This window comes from Micromonospora ureilytica (genome assembly GCF_015751765.1).
Lineage (GTDB): Bacteria > Actinomycetota > Actinomycetes > Mycobacteriales > Micromonosporaceae > Micromonospora > Micromonospora ureilytica.
Window position 1 is genome coordinate 4,037,274 of record NZ_JADOTX010000001.1, and the last position, 17,156, is coordinate 4,054,429.

13 protein-coding genes are annotated in these 17,156 nt (G+C 70.3%); 3 read left to right on the top strand and 10 right to left on the bottom strand.

From position 1 onward, the window contains the following. Positions 1–114: 114 nt before the first annotated feature. From ispG to IW248_RS18155, 6 genes are all read right to left on the bottom strand, one after another. Positions 115–1,287 (bottom strand): flavodoxin-dependent (E)-4-hydroxy-3-methylbut-2-enyl-diphosphate synthase, encoded by a 1,173-nt coding sequence (ispG, locus tag IW248_RS18130; protein ID WP_124821821.1) that lies wholly within the window; start codon positions 1,285–1,287, stop codon positions 115–117. A 9-nt stretch (positions 1,288–1,296) separates the two neighbouring features. Continuing rightward, on the bottom strand, positions 1,297–2,547 hold the full coding sequence (locus IW248_RS18135) for a M50 family metallopeptidase (RefSeq protein WP_124821822.1): 1,251 nt from the start codon (positions 2,545–2,547) through the stop codon (positions 1,297–1,299). Beyond that, positions 2,547–3,758 (bottom strand): 1-deoxy-D-xylulose-5-phosphate reductoisomerase, encoded by a 1,212-nt coding sequence (gene dxr, locus IW248_RS18140; protein ID WP_196927951.1) that lies wholly within the window; start codon positions 3,756–3,758, stop codon positions 2,547–2,549. The genes IW248_RS18135 and dxr overlap by 1 nt, the downstream gene beginning before the upstream one ends. Before the next feature lie 43 nt (positions 3,759–3,801). Beyond that, positions 3,802–4,449 (bottom strand): Uma2 family endonuclease, encoded by a 648-nt coding sequence (locus IW248_RS18145; protein ID WP_196927952.1) that lies wholly within the window; start codon positions 4,447–4,449, stop codon positions 3,802–3,804. A gap of 422 nt (positions 4,450–4,871) precedes the next feature. Beyond that, complete coding sequence (locus tag IW248_RS18150; RefSeq protein WP_196927953.1) at positions 4,872–8,840, bottom strand: CARDB domain-containing protein; 3,969 nt, start codon at positions 8,838–8,840, stop codon at positions 4,872–4,874. 449 nt (positions 8,841–9,289) lie between these two features. Next, positions 9,290–9,841, bottom strand: a complete 552-nt coding sequence (locus tag IW248_RS18155; RefSeq protein WP_196927954.1) for a GNAT family N-acetyltransferase — start codon at positions 9,839–9,841, stop codon at positions 9,290–9,292. A gap of 51 nt (positions 9,842–9,892) precedes the next feature. On the opposite strand from IW248_RS18155, the gene IW248_RS18160 reads away from it, so the two are divergent. After that, on the top strand, positions 9,893–10,756 hold the full coding sequence (locus tag IW248_RS18160; protein ID WP_196927955.1) for a YhjD/YihY/BrkB family envelope integrity protein: 864 nt from the start codon (positions 9,893–9,895) through the stop codon (positions 10,754–10,756). Between the two features lie 95 nt (positions 10,757–10,851). On the opposite strand, the gene IW248_RS18165 is transcribed toward IW248_RS18160, so the two are convergent. From IW248_RS18165 to IW248_RS18180, 4 genes are read right to left on the bottom strand one after another with little or no spacing between them, the layout of a single operon-like run. Then, entirely contained in the window at positions 10,852–12,048 is a 1,197-nt protein-coding gene (locus tag IW248_RS18165; RefSeq protein ID WP_196927956.1) for an ABC transporter permease, read from the bottom strand. Next, positions 12,045–12,734, bottom strand: a complete 690-nt coding sequence (locus IW248_RS18170) for an ABC transporter ATP-binding protein (protein ID WP_196930259.1) — start codon at positions 12,732–12,734, stop codon at positions 12,045–12,047. Before IW248_RS18170 ends, IW248_RS18165 begins: the two co-directional genes overlap by 4 nt. Then, positions 12,734–13,867: a peptidoglycan-binding domain-containing protein gene (locus IW248_RS18175; protein WP_196927957.1), complete on the bottom strand. Its 1,134-nt coding sequence runs from the start codon at positions 13,865–13,867 to the stop codon at positions 12,734–12,736. The genes IW248_RS18170 and IW248_RS18175 overlap by 1 nt, the downstream gene beginning before the upstream one ends. Next, positions 13,854–14,468: a hypothetical protein gene (locus IW248_RS18180; protein ID WP_196927958.1), complete on the bottom strand. Its 615-nt coding sequence runs from the start codon at positions 14,466–14,468 to the stop codon at positions 13,854–13,856. Before IW248_RS18180 ends, IW248_RS18175 begins: the two co-directional genes overlap by 14 nt. A gap of 113 nt (positions 14,469–14,581) precedes the next feature. On the opposite strand from IW248_RS18180, the gene IW248_RS18185 reads away from it, so the two are divergent. Both IW248_RS18185 and IW248_RS18190 read left to right on the top strand, forming a co-directional pair. Next, positions 14,582–15,277 carry a response regulator transcription factor gene (locus IW248_RS18185; protein ID WP_196927959.1) on the top strand — a complete coding sequence of 232 codons (696 nt, stop codon included), beginning with the start codon at positions 14,582–14,584 and terminating at the stop codon, positions 15,275–15,277. Next, positions 15,267–17,150, top strand: coding sequence for a HAMP domain-containing sensor histidine kinase (locus IW248_RS18190; RefSeq protein WP_307788047.1), 1,884 nt, complete (start codon positions 15,267–15,269; stop codon positions 17,148–17,150). Before IW248_RS18185 ends, IW248_RS18190 begins: the two co-directional genes overlap by 11 nt. The last annotated feature ends 6 nt before the right edge of the window (positions 17,151–17,156 follow it).

Here is a 17,156-nt window from a genome sequence, read left to right on the forward strand (position 1 = left end):
AGCGCCACAGCGCCACAGCGCCACAGCGCCACAGGGCCACAGGGCGAAGAAAGACCAGAAACGCACAGCGGCCGTTCCCCGCACGGGGAACGGCCGCTTTTTCCGAATGGAAAATCAGTGCACGGTGACGGTCGGGCCGGTGACCAGGCCGCGCAGCTCCTCGGGCAGCTCCGCGCCCATCTCGTCGGCGATCCGCAGCGCCTCCTCGATCAGCGTCTCGACGATCTGCGCCTCGGGCACCGTCTTGACGACCTTGCCCTTGACGAAGATCTGGCCCTTGCCGTTACCGGAGGCGACGCCGAGGTCGGCTTCCCGGGCCTCGCCCGGACCGTTGACCACGCAGCCCATGACGGCGACGCGCAGCGGCACCGGCAGCCCTTCCAGACCGGCGGTGACCTCCTCGGCGAGCTTGTAGACGTCCACCTGGGCCCGCCCGCAGGACGGGCATGAGACGATCTCCAGGCCCCGCTCGCGCAGGCCGAGGGACTCCAGGATCTGGTTGCCGACCTTGATCTCCTCGACCGGCGGGGCGGACAGCGACACCCGGATCGTGTCGCCGATCCCCTCGGCCAGCAGCGCACCGAAGGCGACCGCCGACTTGATGGTGCCCTGGAACGCCGGCCCGGCCTCGGTGACGCCGAGGTGCAGCGGGTAGTCGCACTGCTCGGCGAGCTGCCGGTACGCCCGGATCATCACGACCGGGTCGTTGTGCTTGACGGAGATCTTGATGTCGCGGAAGCCGTGCTCCTCGAACAGCGAGCACTCCCACAGCGCCGACTCGACAAGCGCTTCGGCGGTGGCCTTGCCGTACTTGCTCAGCAGGCGCTTGTCCAGTGACCCGGCGTTGACGCCGATCCGGATCGGCGTTCCCGCCGCCCCCGCGGCACGGGCGATCTCCTTGACCTTGTCGTCGAACTGCCGGATGTTGCCCGGGTTGACCCGGACCGCCGCGCAGCCGGCGTCGATCGCGGCGAAGACGTACTTGGGCTGGAAGTGGATGTCGGCGATCACCGGGATCTGCGACTTCTTGGCGATCGCGGGCAGTGCCTCGACGTCGTCCTGGGACGGCACGGCAACCCGGACGATCTGACAGCCGGACGCGGTCAGCTCGGCGATCTGCTGGAGGGTCGCGTTGATGTCGGAGGTGAGGGTCGTGGTCATCGACTGCACGGACACCGGCGCACCACCACCGACCGGGACCGAACCGACCATGATCTGGCGGCTGGCCCGACGGGGAGCGAGCGGCGGGGGTGGCACGGCGGGCATACCGAGACTGATAGCTGTCACTTCAGGCACTCACCTTGAGAAGAGCGTGATGGGGTTGACGACGTCCGCGGCGATGGTCAGCAGCGTGAACGCGCCACCGATCAGGATCACCGCGTACGTGAAGGGCATCAGTTTGAGGTAGTCCACCCGGCCGGGGTCGGCCCGGCCGATCCGCGCGTAGACCCAGGAGCGGGCCCGTTCGAACCAGGCGATGGCGATGTGGCCGCCGTCCACCGGGAGCAGCGGCAGCAGGTTGAACACGCCGATGAAGAAGTTCAGCGACACGAAGAGCATGAAGAAGACCAGCCAGGCGTTGTTCTCGACCGCCTCGCCGCCGAGTCGGCTGGCGCCGACCACGCTGATCGGGGTGTCGATGTCCCGCTCGCCGCCGGTGAGGGCGGTCCACAGGGCGGGCACCTTCTGCGGGAGGCGCTGGAGCGCCTGGGCGGTGCCGACGGCCAGTTGACCTGTGAAGTCGGCGGTGGCGCCGAAGGCGCCGATCGGGCCGTACGTCACGCGGGTGGGCGTGCTGGGGACGAGCCCGACGCCGAGTGCGGCGACCGGCGCGGCGGCGCCCTTGGGGTCGTCCAGCGGCGGACGCTGGGTCTGCGCGAGCACCGTGCTGGTGGTGCCCGGCTGGCCGTCGCGGACGTACGCGATCTGCGCGGTGTCGCCCGGCTTGAGCCCGCGCAGGGTGGTGAGCAGGTCGCCGTAGGAGTTGATCGTGGTGCCGTTGACCGAGGTGATCCGGTCACCGTTCTGCAGTTGCCCCTGGGCGGCCGGGCTGGCCGCGTCGGCGGGGGTGCACGCCCGCACCGCGTTCTCCGGAACCACGCACTGGCTGAGCTGGATGACGGCGGGCTCCTGGCGGGCCTGCGCGTCGGTGGTCGGGAAGTCGGGGTTGGGCAGGCCGGCGGAGACGGCGAGGATCCAGATCGTGACCAGGGCGAGCGCGAAGTGCGTGATCGACCCGGCGGCCATCACGATCGTCCGCTTCCAGACCGGGTAGCGCCACATCACGCGCGACTCGTCGCCCGGCTCGACGTCGTCGTCCTGCGGCGTCATCCCGACGATCTTGCAGAAGCCGCCGAGGGGGATGCCCTTGAGGCCGTACTCCGTCTCACCCCGGCGGAACGACCAGATGGTGGGGCCGAAACCGACGAAGTACTTCGTGACCTTCATCCCGAACGCCTTGGCGGTCAACAGGTGACCCGCCTCGTGCAGGCTCACCGAGATGAGAATGGCCAGGGCGAAGAGGACCACCCCGAGCAGGTACGACATCAAGCTCCTTCCACCGAACCCGCGATGATCTCCTGCGCGTGCGCGCGTGCCCACGACTCGGCCGCGAGCACGTCCTCGACGGTACCTGGTTCGTCGAAGTCCGGAGCCTCCTCCAACACCCGTTCGAGGGTGTCGACGATGCCGAGGAACGGCAGCCGGCCCGCCACGAACGCGGCCACGCACTCCTCGTTCGCCGCGTTGTAGATCGCCGGCCGGCAGCGCCCGGTCTCCCCGGCGGCCTTGGCCAGGGCGACCGCCGGGAACGCCTCGTCGTCGAGCGGCGCGAACTCCCAGGTGTGCGCGGCCGTCCAGTCGACGGCGGTGGCGGCCTCGGGCACCCGGTCCGGCCAGCCGATGCCGAGCGCGATCGGCAGCCGCATGTCCGGTGGGCTGGCCTGGGCGATCGTCGACCCGTCGACGAACTCGACCATCGAGTGGATCACCGACTGCGGATGCACCATCACTGTGATGTCGGCGTAGGGCACGTCGAACAGCTCGTGCGCCTCGATCACCTCCAGCGCCTTGTTGACCATGGTGGCGGAGTTGATCGTGACGACCGGCCCCATGTTCCAGGTCGGGTGCGCGAGGGCCTGCTCGGGTGTGACCTGCGTCAACTCGTCGCGCTGCCGACCCCGGAACGGGCCGCCGCTGGCGGTGACGATCAGCCGACGCACCTCGCCGCGCGAACCGGAGCGCAGGCACTGCGCCAGCGCCGAGTGCTCCGAGTCGACCGGGACGATCTGCCCCGGCCGCGTCACCGCGGCCTTGACCAACGGGCCGCCGGCCACGAGCGACTCCTTGTTGGCCAACGCGAGAGTACGACCACCGCGCAGCGCGGCCAGCGTAGGAGCGAGGCCCAGCGAGCCGACCACCCCGTTGAGCACGATGTCGCACGGCCACTGGGCCAGCTCGGTCATGGCGTCCGGGCCGGCCACGATCTTGGGAAGCTTGAAGTCACCGGTGGCCCACCCACGCCGGCTCGCCTCGGCGTAGAACGCGAGTTGCAGGTCCTGCGCGGCGGACGCCTTGGCCACCCCGACCGCCTCGACGCCCAGTTCGAGGGCCTGGGCGGCGAGCAGCTCGACGTTGCCGCCGCCGGCGCCCACGGCGACCACCCGGAACCGGTCCGGGTTGCGCCGGACGATGTCGATGGCCTGGGTGCCGATCGAGCCGGTGGACCCGAGCAGTACAAGGTCGCGGGGGGAAGTCACCCGGCCATTCTTCCCCACCCCCGCTGCACGCCCGCTGGGAGCCTCAGCCCTCCCCGTCCGCCGGCGCTTCGGGCAGCGCCTCCTCGCCCAGCAGGTCGGCCGGATCGATGGAGAACTCGAACGGCTCCCGCATGACGAAGCGCGTCCCGGCCGCAGCGGCAGCCACCGGCCGGTACTCCCCCTCGGTCAGCTCGTACAACGCGATGGTGGGCACCCGATTGCGCAGGTCAACCCGGAGGAAGAAGGGCACGCGGGCGGCCGCGTACTCACGCGGGCGGTCGATGATGTCCTTGCGCCGGTTTCCGGGCGAGACGATCTCCCCGAGAAGCACTGCGTGCCTGATGTCCATCGTCGTTCGACCGCCGCCGGGAGCGTCGAGAATGACAATGTCCGGGATATAGAGATCCTGGCCCGAGACGATGTTTGTCTCAAGGTAGAGCCACAGCTTCGCCCGACGGGCTGCCTGCTTGAGGAGATAGGCGAGGCCCAGCTCCGCGTCCTGATGGTCGTAACCGGCATGTGGTGTCACGATCACGCTTCCGCTCAGGACCTCAACCTTGGGGCCGTTGGTCTCCGGCAACAGGTCGAGGGCGAGCTGCGCAGTCCAGGGCTCGTCGTGCCACCGCAGCACGTCGAACGACGGCTCGGTGTCCTGTGGCGCCGGCTCCGGCGCGAACGCGGCCTGGGCCATCCGGGCTCACCCCCTCAGCGGGACATTCTGCTCAGGTCAGCCTAGCCACCGCCGCCCCAGTTGTGCGTCATCGCACACCCAGTCCGACACCCAAAATGGCTGACGGTCAGCCGCACTGCTCCTGACCAATGGGCCGGGGTGACACGACCACCCCCGGCACCAAGATGCGCGAGCGGTTCGTGCAGATCTTGGAGGGAAATCGCCCCTCCCGGGGCCGAATTCTTCCAAGATCTCGGTGAGCGAGTTCGCCCCGCGGCTCAGCGGCGGTTGTTCGACTGCTGTCCCGCACCCCGACCGTCTCGGCGAACCCCGCCGCTGCCGGCGACGCGACGCCCACGACGGACCCTGCGCGGCGGTGCCCAACACGGAAGTCGGGGTGTCCGCGACATCCGGACACCCCGACTTCACTCAAACCGTGTCGATCAGGGAGTGATGACGAACTGCGAGCCCGGCTGGATGACGATGTTGCCGTCGGCCGAGTTGGTGATGGTCACGTTGGTGAGGATGGCGTTACCGCGCGCGCCGCTCATCGCGAGGATGCCGGCACCGTTGTTGGACTTGTCGATCCGCACATTGGTGATCGCGAGGTTCGGTATGTTGCCGCCGCCGTTCTTGAACTGGATTCCGTCGTACGTGGAGTCGATGATGTCGGTGTCCCGGATCGTGACCCCGACGATGTCCCGAGTGGCCGGGAAGATCGTGATGGCACCGAACTCCTGGTCCTCGTTCCAGAACGCGCCACCGGTGCGGTAGAGCCCGTTGTTGGCGATCAGCGTCGTGCCGGAGAACGGCAGCGGGTCGTGGTCGGTCGCCAGCATGATGCCCGGGTAGTTGGCGGTGTCGTAGATCAGGTTGTTCTCGATCGAGTTGTCGTAGCCGCCGTAGATGGCGATGCCGTTGGCCCGCCAGGGCAACTGGATGGTGTTGTTGACGAAGTGGTTGTCGTGGGCGATGTCGACGCTGCGGTCCTTGACGTACGGGTTGGCCCAGACGGCGAGCGCGTCGTCACCTGTCGTACGGAAGGACGAGTTGAACACCCGCGAGTTGCGCGTGCCGTTGCTGAAGTTGATGCCGTCGGCGTACGTGTTGCGGATCCGCATGCCGCTGAAGTCCAGCCCGTCGGCCGGGCCCCACAGGTCAGGGATGTTGTCGTAGTCGCGGCCCACCCAGACACCCACGTTGGCGTGCTCGATCCAGACGTTGCTGATCTTCGTACCGGTGCCGAAGCGCCCGTTCAGGCCGACGCCGCCCTCGCCGTTGCCGTCACCGCCCCGGATCCGGCCCGAGCCGAAGATCGCGATGTCGGAGATCTGGGTGTTCTTGTCGATGTCGAAGCCGAAGTTGCCCTCGTGCGGGTGGTTGATGCCACCCACCACGTTCTGCGGCTCGGTCAGCGTGTAGAGCTGCGAGTGCCACATGCCGGCGCCCCGGATCGTGACGTTGCTGATGCCGACCTGGTTGTGCGTACCCCGGTTCAGCGGGTCGTCGGTCAGGATCTTCTGCTCCTGCCGCCACTGCCCGGCGGGGATCCAGACGCAGCTGATGACGCCGTTCTGGTCGTCGGTCACCGCCCGCTGGATGGCGACGGTGTCGTCGAGCCCGTCGTTCGGGACCGCACCGTACGACGTGATCGAGGTGCAGCCGGCCGGCTGGCTCGCCGCCGGCGCCACCTGCTCCAGATCGATCGTGTCGATGACGTAGAAAGAGGCGGTGTCACCCGAGTCGCGCTGCAACTTGAACCGGGTGCCGGCCGGGTACGACTGCGCCAGCAGCGCGTTCGACTCGTCGAAGAGCCGTCGGGCGTCGGCCTGCGGGGTGTTGGTCAGCGCCTCCGGCCCGTCGGTGTTGCCGTAGAGCCAGCTGTGCTTCGACGACAGCGTCAACTTCCGGGAGAAGACGTCGTTGACGTAGAGGCTGATGGTCGCCTCGATGCCGCCACCACCCGCTGCGTCCGGGATGGAGTTGCGCACCACTATGGAGTTGGCCTGGTTGGCCGAGGTGAACTCGACGAACTGGCCGGTGCTGGTGAGCCGTACCGACTTGCGACCCGAGGACTCACTGGCGAAGTTGGTGTGCCCGAAGGTGCGCAGCGGGTCGGCCTCCAGCAGCGTGCCCTGGTAACGGCCGGCCTCGGCCTCGTAGGAGACGTACGGGACGGCAGCCCCACGGCCGACCACTATCGACTGGCTGAACGCGTTGTTCGTCTCGTTGGTCTCGGTGACAACGTTCGTGGCGTCGGCGGTGGCGGTGATGGTGGCCCCGCCGCTGGTGGCGGTCCAGCTACCGCTGACGGCGACGGTGACCGTCGCGCCGGCGGCGATGGAGGCGGTGTTGGTGTTGAGCGTGGTGCTCCCCGCCACCAGGCGGGTGACGGTGGTCGCGCCGGTCGCGGAGGTGCCCCGGTTGCGAACCGTCACGGTGAAGGTGACGGACGCCCCGACGGCCGGGTTCGGCGGGTTCGAGGCGATGCTGAGCACCTGGAGGTCGGGGCCCGGCGCCTGCGCCACCACCAGCGGCGACGCCGCCGTGAGGCTGTTGTTGCCGTTGTTCTGTTCGACGATCGTGTTCGCCGGGTCGACCACCGCCGAGACGGCGTAGCTGCCCATCGGCCGCGTACCAGCGTTGAACGACACGGTGGTCGACGCGCCGGCGGCGAGCGCGCCCACCGAGGCGCTGCCGGCGACCGCGCCGGCCAGGCTGAAGTTGACGGTGGTGGCCCCGGCGGACGCCGAGCCGATGTTCTGCACCACGGCCGAGAGCGTGACCGGCGAGACCTCGCTGGGCGACGTGGGCGACCAGGTCACCGAGCTGACCACCAGGTCCGGGTTGGGCGCCGGGGTGCCGCACACCTCAAGCTCGGCGACCTGGCCGGACGGGGCACCGGTGTTGCCGGTGAACCGCAACTGCACGTCGGCGGTGGTCGCGCTGACCGGGATGGTCACCACGTTGGTGCCCTGGGTGAACTGGTAGGCCGCCGCCGACACCAGACTGGTGTACGAGGACGACGCCTGGTCGCGACCGAGGACCTGGATGGTCTGGGTCCGGGTGCCCCACGACGAGTCCGGGTTGAGCTTCACTGTGACACCGGAGATGGAGTGGTTCGCGCCCAGCGCCACTGTCAGGTTCTGCGGGTAGCTCGCGGCACCCTCCCAGTAGGTGGTGAGCTGCCCGTCGTTCGCCTTGTCCGGGGTGAAGCTGAAGGTGGAGCCGCTCGCCGTCATGCTCTTGCCCTGGGCCACGTTGGTGCAGGCGGGCGGGTTGCTGCCGGTCCGGGTGACGGTGTTGCTGTTGCCGGACAGGTTGCCGGCGCCGTCGCGGGCGCGGACGTAGTACGACACGGTCGCCGTCGCCGCCTGGGTGTCCTGATAGGTGAGGACGGTGCCAAGCGTCGCGATGAGGTTGCCGCCCCGGTAGACGTTGTAGCCGGCCAGCCCGCTACCGCCGGAGTCGGTGGAGGCCCCCCAGGTGAGCGTGATCGTGCTGCCCGAGGTGCTGTGCGACAGCGTCCCCGGGGTGCTCGGCGCGGTGGTGTCACCACTGCCGGTACGGGTCACCGTGTTGCTGTTGCCGGACAGGTTGCCGGCGGCGTCACGCGCCCGGACGTAGTAGGACACGGTCGCCGTGGCCGGCTGCGTGTCGTTGAACGTGGTCACGTTGCCCACGGACTGGAGGAACGCGCCGTTGCGGTAGACGTCGTAGCCGGCGACGCCGCTGCCGCCCGCGTTGTCGGTCGACGCGACCCAGTTGAGGCTGATGGTGGTGCCCGACTGGGTGTACGAGAGGTTGCCCGGAACGCTCGGCGCTGTGGTGTCGGGGGTGGTGGTGCCGCTGCCGTACACCTCCAGCTCGGAGAGCTGCCCGGCCGGCCAGCCGCTGTTGGCGGTGATGGTGATCCGGACGTAGCGGGTGGAGGTCGCGCTGAAGTTGATCGTGGCGGTGCTGCCGCTCGCCGGGTTGAAGGTGTACGTCTGCGACCCGACCAGATCGGTGAAGGACGAACCGTTGGCGCTGCCCCGCACGCTCAACGTCTGCGTCCGGGTCCCCCAACCGGAGGTCGGCAGCTTCAGCACGACCTGGTTGACGCTCTGCGACGAGCCGAGATCGACCTGCACCCACTGCGGGAACGAGTTGTTGACGCTCTCCCAGTAGCTGCCCGCGTTGCCGTCGACGACCTTCGACGAGTCGTAGACGTCGGCGTGGCCGCTCTCCTGGGTGGGGCGGCCCTGCGCGAGGTTGGTGGCCGCCGCAGCGAAGTCGGCGGCCGATGCGGCTGCCGTGTCGGCGGGACGGGCGGCGGCGGCCGGGTTCGCGACGGCGTTCGCCCCGGCCGTGGCGATCAGCGCGGCGGCGGCCGTGGCCGCCACCATCCTGAACAGATTCGTTCGTCTCATCACTGTCCTTGTCGTCGGGGGACGGTTGCCGCGGTGGCGTGACCACGGGGGTGGGGGTGCGGCGGTGCAGCGCCGGCCGATGCGGGAGGGCCGGTGTGGCGCGAGACGGGGTGGTGCGGGCGGCGCGGGGGCGCCGCTCGTCCTGGAAACACCTCATGGGTACGACCATCAACGGGCCTCCCCAGGAGGCCCGTTGAATCTTCCGAGAGCATGCACAGAACCGTGCACACGTTTGTCAAAATCTTGCGTTACTTTGGCCAAAGGTTACTGACGTGCTACGGGAGCGTCAACACTTCGACCGCCGTGACTATTGACGGACTTGTCTGCCCTGATGGCCGCCGCACCTGCTGAGCTGCCCACAACTTCGGGGAAGGTGCGGCATCCCGACGACTGGAGGCCACACCTTCCCCGAAGTTGCGCGGATCTTGCGTCAGGTCGTACGGGAACGATCAGGCATCTGGTGCCGTCAGCACGAAGGTCTCCAGCAACTCCCCGCCGTACCAGTCGGTGCGCTGACCGACATGGGTCATGCCCAGCCTCCGGGCGACAGCCATCGACGGCTCGTTGCTCGGCGAGACGACCGCGTAGATCTCCCGGGTACCGGCGGCGAACTCCCGGGCTACCGCCGCGCGGGCCGCCTCGGTGGCGTAGCCGTGACCCCACGCATCCGGGTGCAGGTGCCAGCCCACCTCGATGTCGTCGGTCCGGCGCGACTCGTCGCGCCCCGGCAGCGGCTTGAGCAACAGAGTGCCCACCACCTGACCCGTCTCGCGTACCTCGATCGCCCAGGTGCCGTACCGGCCGCCGTCGTCGGCGTGCCGCTCCTGCCAGATCCCCAGCCGCTCGACGGCCTGGGCCGGGTTGGTCATCGGCAGACCCGACGCCACGCCCAGATATCGGCTGATCTCGGGACGCGAGTAGATGTTGTAGATCCGGGCCAGATCGGCCGGATCATCGGTCCAATCGCGCAGGATCAGGCGTTCGGTGGTGAGAACAGTCATGACCGGCGATCTTAAGGAGTGACGGCCCCGACGGCAGGGAAGGAGGACCCGATGGGCAACGGATGGCAGCGCGCGAAACGGATCACCAGCGCCGCATTCCGTCCGGTGCGCGGACGGGACCTGTCGCTGCACGCCGCCGCGATCACCTTCTACGGGGCGATCGCCGTGGTGCCGGTCGCGCTGCTGGCGATCTGGCTCACCGCACTGGTGGCCGGGGCCGACCGGGTACGCCGGCTCACCTCGTACGCCGTCGAGGCCCTGCCCACCGCGATCGGCGCGCCCCGGGCGGTGGACGCGCTCGTCGACGCCGGGGTGGAGTTGACCCCGCTGCTGGCGCTGGCCTCCCTGCTGCCCGCCTCCCTGTACGGCGAGGGCCTGCGCCGGGCGTTCGTCTCGGTGGCCGCGCCCCGCACCGACGAGCACCTGGTCGGCTGGCGTGGGCGGCTCCTGCTGCTGCCACTGCTCGCGCCTGCCCCCGCGCTGCTGCTGTCGATCCTGCTGGCGCTCCCGCTCACCACCCGCCTCGTACGCCAGGGCGGTTGGCTCGGTGTGCTCGGCGTCGTGCTGTCGTTCCTCGCGGTCTGGCTGGTGCTCACGCCGGTGCTGGTGTGGGTGTTCCGGGTCGTCGGGCCGGCCTCACCGGACTGGCTCTCCACCCTCGGGGTCGGGTCGTTCACCGCGGCGAACCTCTCCGGGTTCCTGCACGGCTTCGTGCTCTTCGCCTCGCTCCCGCTGGACCTGGGAGTGCCCTTCGGCGGCTTCGACGAGATCGGCGCCGGCGTGGCCGTACTCCTCTGGCTCTACCTGTTCCACGTGATCGTCCTGGCCGGCTACTCCGCCACCCTGGCCCTCTCCCGCTGGCGCACCACCCGCCCCGCCCCCACCCCCACCCCCGCCCCTGACCCGCCGGGTTGATCATGGAGTTAGCGGGCACCTTCGTCGGCGTGTCGCGACGCTAACTCCATGATCACCGGGCTGGGGTGGGGTGGGGTGGGCTGGGGTGGGGTGGGTTAGGGGGTGTTGAGGGCTTCGGTGGGGGTTAGGCGGGCGGCTCGGATGGACGGGTAGACGCCGGCTACCACGCCCACCAGGAGTGCGCCGGTGATTCCGCCTAGCACCGCGGTCAGTGGGATCGTGGGCGGCCAGCCCTGGTAGGTGGCGTAGCCGACGGTCGCGAGCACCCCGAGGGCCGCCCCGGCGGCACCGCCGAGCACGCTGAGCAGCACCGACTCGGTGAGGAACTGCACCCGGATCTGGCCACGGTTCGCGCCGAGCGCCCGGCGCAGGCCGATCTCCCGACGGCGCTCCAGCACCGAGATGACCATCGTGTTGGCCACGCCGATCCCGCCGACCAGCAGGGCAACCGCCGCCAACCCGAGGAACAGCGCGGAGAAGCTGTTCTCCGTGGCCCGTTTGGCGGCGAGCGCGTCGGAGGGGCGGCTGACCTGGACGAGCCCGGGCAACTGCGGGTTGAGGGTGGCCGGCAGCACGGCTCGGACGTCCTCCAACGCGTCCTCCCTGGCCCGCAGGTAGACGACAGTGGGGTGACCGTCGAAGCCGAGCATGGCCTTGGCGGCGTCCCACCCGACCAGCACCGACCGGTCGAGATCCGGGGAGAGCGGCAACGGGTCCAGGATGCCGATCACTGTGAACCAGCGCTCGCCGATGAACACCTGGGGTGGTTGCCGGGGGTCCACAGTGGCGTAGCCGAGCCGGCTCGCCGCGACGTGGCCGAGGACGGCGGTCGGGAGCCGGGCCGTCCCGGCGTCGAGGGCCCGACCGCTGCGGATCCGGCCGTTGACAGTTCCCAACAGGTCCGGCCGGGACGCGAGCACGCTGAGCCCGGACGTGTCGTACCTGTCCAGCAGGTCGTTGCGGCGTACTGCGGTGTGGGTGTTCGCGACAGCGCTCGCCGTGTCGACAGGGCCGATCCGCGTCACCATGGCGGCGGCGTCCTCGGGCAGGAGGGCGGGCGGATCCTGATCCGGCACGGGCTCGGCCCGCAGCAGGTTGGTGCCGAGGGCGGAGAGCTGGTCCATCAGGTCGCGCTGGCTGGACGCGGGGATTCCCACCACGACGACCAACGTGGCGATGCCGATGGAGATGCCCAGGGCGGAGAGGACGGCCCGCATCCGACGCGTGGTCACCCCGAGCAGACCGAGCCGGAGTACGTCGGTCGGGGCGAGCCGGGACGGGCTCATACTCATGCCCCGCTCCCCGTTACGGTGTCGGCGACGATCCGGCCGTCGCGGATCTCCACCTGTCGAGGCGTACGGGCGGCGAGATCGCGGTCGTGGGTGATCACGGCGATGGTGGTGCCCTCCGCGTTGAGGTTCGTGAGCAGGGCCAGCACCGCCTCCCCGTTGACAGTGTCGAGGGCTCCGGTCGGCTCGTCGGCCAGCACCAGCGCGGGCTCGTTGACGAGGGCCCGAGCTATCGCCACCCGCTGCCGCTCCCCGCCGGAGAGCTGCTGTGGCAGGTGGTCGACCCGGTGCGCCAGGCCGACCCGGGCCAGCGCCTCGATCGCGGTGCGGCGGCGGCGACGGCGGGGCACCCCGGCGTAGAGCAGGCCGGTGGCGACGTTCTCGGCGGCGTCCAACCCGTCGGTGAGATGGAACTGCTGGAAGACGAAACCGAGCCAGCGACCCCGCAGCGCGGAGAGCCGACGGTCGGAGAGGGCGGTGACCTCCTGCCCGGCGACGCGTACGCGGCCGCTGGTCGGCAGGTCGAGGGTGCCCATGATGTTCAGCAGCGTGGACTTGCCGGACCCGGATGGTCCGACGATGGCGAGCATCTCGCCAGCGCGCACGGTCAGTGAGACGTCGTCCAGCGCGGTCACCCCGCCGGGGTACGTCCTACTGACCCCCTCGACGTTCAGCACCGGCTCGGCGATCACGATGCCGTCACCACGTCGAGGCCCTCGGTGACGCCTGGGCCGCTGATCTCGACCAGACCCCTGGCGAACATCCCGGTCTCCACGGCCACCAACCCACCGTCGGGCAGTTGCAGCGCATGCCCGCCCTCGCGGAGCGCCACCAGCGCGCCGACCGGCACCGCCAGCACGTTCCTGTGAACGGCGGTGGTGAACCGGACCTGGACCGCAGCCGCGTCCAGCTTGGCCACGTCCGCCGCCCGGGTCGGGGCGACGAGGACGTCCACCGTCGGGGGGCTGCCCTGCCCGGTTCCGCCGTCCGGGCCACCGCCACGCACCGTCTGGGAGATCGAGGCGACCCTGGCCGGGATCTCGGAGCTGTCGGGCAGGGCGACGACCACGGCGGCGCCGACCGTGATGGTGCCGACCTCGGTGGCCCCGACCGGCACGGTGACCAGCTTGACCTTCTCGGTGACGGCCAGCAGCTCACCGGCGACCGGGTCACCGGGCAGCGCCTTCACCGCGCTGACCCGGGCCGGCCCGCTCAGCACCGCGACCTGCCCGACCCCGATCGTGCCGGTGGGATCCAGGCCGACGGCCTTCTGCCACTTCTTGATCGCGGCGACGAGGCTTCCGGTGAGCACTGCCTGACCCGTGCCGATCTTCGTGCCGTCGGTGCCTCGGGACGGCTGCGAGCCGGTGTGGTAGCCCAGCGCCTTCAGGTTGTCCCACACGATCCGTACGTCGCTGCCCACCAGTCCGGGTTTGTCGAGCGTACGAAAGAGCGGGGTCCCGCCGAACAGCACCGGCACGGGTCGGTCGTTGACCCGGTAGAGCGGCTTGCCCCGGGCCACCGTGTCGCCCACCTTCGGCAGCCGGGTGACGACACCCTCGCCGGCGCCCTTCACCACCCGTTCCGGGCCGAAGCCGAGCGTGCCGTTGAGCGAGCGGGTGTCCGACAGGTCGGCCCGGGTCACAGTCGTCGTGGCCACCGATGGTGGGGTGCTCGCAACGTCACCGTCGGCGTGACGTCGCAGCGCCAGCACCCCGACGCCGGCACCCACGGCGATCACCAGGGTCACCGTCGCCACCACGATCGCGGTACGCCGGGTCGTCCGCCGACCACGATCGTCGGTCGGACTACTTCTTGGCACCGAAGATCTCCATCGTGCATTCCCTCTCGGCCTTGTCCAGCGCGGGACCCTCAAGGCCGCCGGCCGGGTCGGCGACCCCGTCGTCGTAGGTCCAGCCGGAGCCGTCCGGCAGTGAGTGGATCTTCATTCCGCGTCCACGCAGACACTGGACGTAGTCGTTCCACTGGCTCACGTAGTTCGGGTTCTTCTCCGGGTCCAGCTCCGGCGGCTGGAGCGGCAGCTTGTTCGCGCACGCCACGTAGGCCGCCTTCGGCTCCCCGCTCTGGTCGAGGGACAGGCCCGTACCGTCCCCCACCGGGCCGGGTTGTGACCGGCCGTCGTTCAGCTTCACGCCGTTGTCATGCAGGCAGATGTTGTACGTCCCCCAGAGCCGCTCCTCCTCCTCGTCGGTCATGTCCAGGCGTAGCTGCGGCCGACCGTTGGCGGCGCCCCCGGCGGGGGTGGCGCTCGCCAGGGCGGACGGGGTGGTGAGCGACGCGACGTCACCGCCGGCGGTGCCCTTGTCGGCGCTGGACGTACCGCCGCCGCAGCCGCTGAGGGCGACAGCGAGGACTGTGAACGCGGCGAGCCCGGCCGCGACCCGATGGATTGAGTTGGTCATGGTGTGGAGCTTCACGCCCAGGTGTCAGAGACCTGTAAGGAACCGGTCGTCATCCGGTAGCCCCAGCTCAGCGGCACTGCCGGACCCGGTCGGGGCCACGTACAGTCGCTGCCGTGTGTGCGTACGTGCTGGTAGCCGAGGACGACCAGAAGCAGGCCGAGTTGGCGCGCCGGTATCTGGAACGCGAGGGGCACGAGGTGGTCGTGGTGGCCGACGGGCGGGCCGCCCTGGAGCAGATCCGTCAGCGGCCCCCGGCGCTACTGGTCCTCGACGTGATGATGCCGAAGGTCGACGGCCTGGACGTCTGTCGCATCCTGCGCCGGGAGTCCGACCTGCCGGTGCTCATGCTGACCGCCCGGTCGACCGAGGACGACCTGCTGCTCGGCCTCGACCTGGGCGCCGACGACTACATGACGAAGCCGTACAGCCCGCGTGAGCTGGTCGCCCGGGCCCGCAGCCTCTTACGCCGGGGCCAGCGGACGCAGGCGGACCCGGTGCTGCGGGTCGGCGCCGTGCACGTCGACCCGGTACGCCACGAAGTACGCAGCGACGGACGACTCGTCGACTGCACCCCTGGCGAGTTCCAGCTGCTCCAGGCGATGGCCGCCCAGCCCGCCCGGGCGTTCACCCGGGACCAACTCCTGGGCTACCTGCACGGGTTCGACAGGTACATCACCAACCGGACCGTCGACGTGCACATCATGAACCTCCGCCGGAAGATCGAGCCGAACCCGCGCAAGCCGGCCCGGCTGGTGACCGTGTACGGGATCGGATACAAGTTGGTCGAAGAGTCACCCCGTGTCACGTGAGGTTCCGCTGCGCCGCAGCCTGCTGCTCCGGCTGCTGGCGCTTGCCGTCCTCATCGCCGTCGGCTCGATCGCGGCGACCGCGTGGCTGGCCGTCCGCACCACCACCGGAGCGATCCGGCAGGAGCAGGGCCAGGCGCTCGCCGACGACGCGCGCATCTACGACACAGTGCTCGCGTACGCGGCGACCCACCCGAACTGGGACGGGGTCGACGCCGCCGTTCGGCCGCTCGCGCGGGACGTCGGCCGGCGGATCGCCCTGACCACCGACACCGGTGCGCCGATCGCGGACTCGGCACCCGGCGCGGGCCCGTTGCCGACGACGTCGTCCGCGACCGTCGACGCGCTCGCCGTCGACACCGCCCTGATGCCCGGAACCACCCCGCCGAACAGCGGTGACAGCGGCACCAGCCGCATCGACCCGCGCACCACCGGGCCGTACCTGCTCCCGCCCGAGGAGCGCGCCGCACTGCGCGACAAGGCTGCCAAGGCCGTCCAGTGTCTGCGGCTGCGGGCGCAGATCGACGCCACAGTCGTGGACGGGCCCACCGGCCGCCCACGGATCGAGACCCCCGGCACCGACCTCGCCGACAGTGCCGCCTGCGGCCAGTTGAGAGAGGATCTCGCGACCCGTACGGCCACCGAGGGCAAGGCACTCGCCCAGCTCAACGCCCTGGTGAACACCTGCCTGGCGCGGCGGCGCCTGCCCGCCGTGCAGGTCGACCTGAACTGGACCTGGACGAGGCAGCCGGCGGCCAGCGCACCCGACTCCCGCAGCGCGGCCGGCGTCGACCAGGAGCACAACCGTGCGATCAGCGCCTGCGTCGGCACCAGTCGACGCGAACAACTCCTCCCGTACGTGGCCCCGGCCGCGACACTCTTCGTCACCGACCCGGGCGGTCGTCCCTCGACCACCTTCGACCTCTCCCCCGCCAACCAGACCCGCATCGTCGCGGTCGCCGGTCTCGTCCTGCTCGTGACGATCGGCTTCACAGTCCTCGCCGGCATCCGGCTGACCCGCCCGCTGCACGCCCTGACCGGGGCGGCCCAGCGGATGCGCGACGGCGACGGCTCCGCCCGGGTCCGGGTGACCGGCCGCGACGAGATCGCCCGGCTGGCCGAGGTCTTCAACGACATGGCCGAACGGCGGGAACGGCTGGAGCAGCTGCGCCGGGCCATGGTCAGCGACATCGCCCACGAGATGCGTACGCCGGTGAGCAACATCCGGGGCTGGCTCGAGGCGGTCGAGGACGGCGTCGCGGCCCCCGACCGCCGGCTGCTCTCCTCACTGCTGGAGGAGGCGACAGTGCTCCAGCATGTGATCACCGACCTGCAGGACCTGGCCGAGGCCGACGCGGGCGCGCTGCGGCTGCACCGCGAACAGGTCTACCTCACCGACCTGCTCAGCCAGGTCGCGGAGGCGCACCGGGCCCAGGCCGACCGGGTCGGCGTCACCATCGCGGTACGCACGGAGGCCGACCCGCAGGTGGACGCCGACCCGGTGCGGCTCCGCCAGGCCGTCGGCAACCTGGTCGCCAACGCGGTACGGCACACCCCGTCGGGCGGGCGCGTGACGATCAGCGCCGGCCCGACCGACGCCGGGGTCGTCGTCTCCGTGGCCGACACCGGCAGCGGTATCAGCGCCGAGGACCTGCCCCGGGTCTTCGACCGCTTCTGGCGGGCCGAGAAGTCCCGGAGTCGACAGACCGGCGGCAGCGGCCTGGGCCTCGCCATCGTGCGCAAGCTCACCGAGGCCCACGGCGGCACGGTCAGCGCCACCAGCACCCCCGCCCAAGGCTCCACCTTCACCCTCCACCTACCAGTGATCACCGAGGACGTGCGCGGAACTGGTGACCGGTCCGGCGAGGCGGACTAGGCTGCC

Coding starts and splice junctions, on each gene's coding strand:
- IW248_RS18155 (WP_196927954.1), bottom strand. CDS start 9,841: ATGACTGTTCTCACCACCGAACGCCTGATCCTGCGCGATTGGACCGAT.
- IW248_RS18145 (WP_196927952.1), bottom strand. CDS start 4,449: ATGGCCCAGGCCGCGTTCGCGCCGGAGCCGGCGCCACAGGACACCGAG.
- IW248_RS18180 (WP_196927958.1), bottom strand. CDS start 14,468: ATGACCAACTCAATCCATCGGGTCGCGGCCGGGCTCGCCGCGTTCACA.
- IW248_RS18150 (WP_196927953.1), bottom strand. CDS start 8,840: ATGAGACGAACGAATCTGTTCAGGATGGTGGCGGCCACGGCCGCCGCC.
- IW248_RS18165 (WP_196927956.1), bottom strand. CDS start 12,048: ATGAGTATGAGCCCGTCCCGGCTCGCCCCGACCGACGTACTCCGGCTC.
- IW248_RS18135 (WP_124821822.1), bottom strand. CDS start 2,547: ATGTCGTACCTGCTCGGGGTGGTCCTCTTCGCCCTGGCCATTCTCATC.
- IW248_RS18160 (WP_196927955.1), top strand. CDS start 9,893: ATGGGCAACGGATGGCAGCGCGCGAAACGGATCACCAGCGCCGCATTC.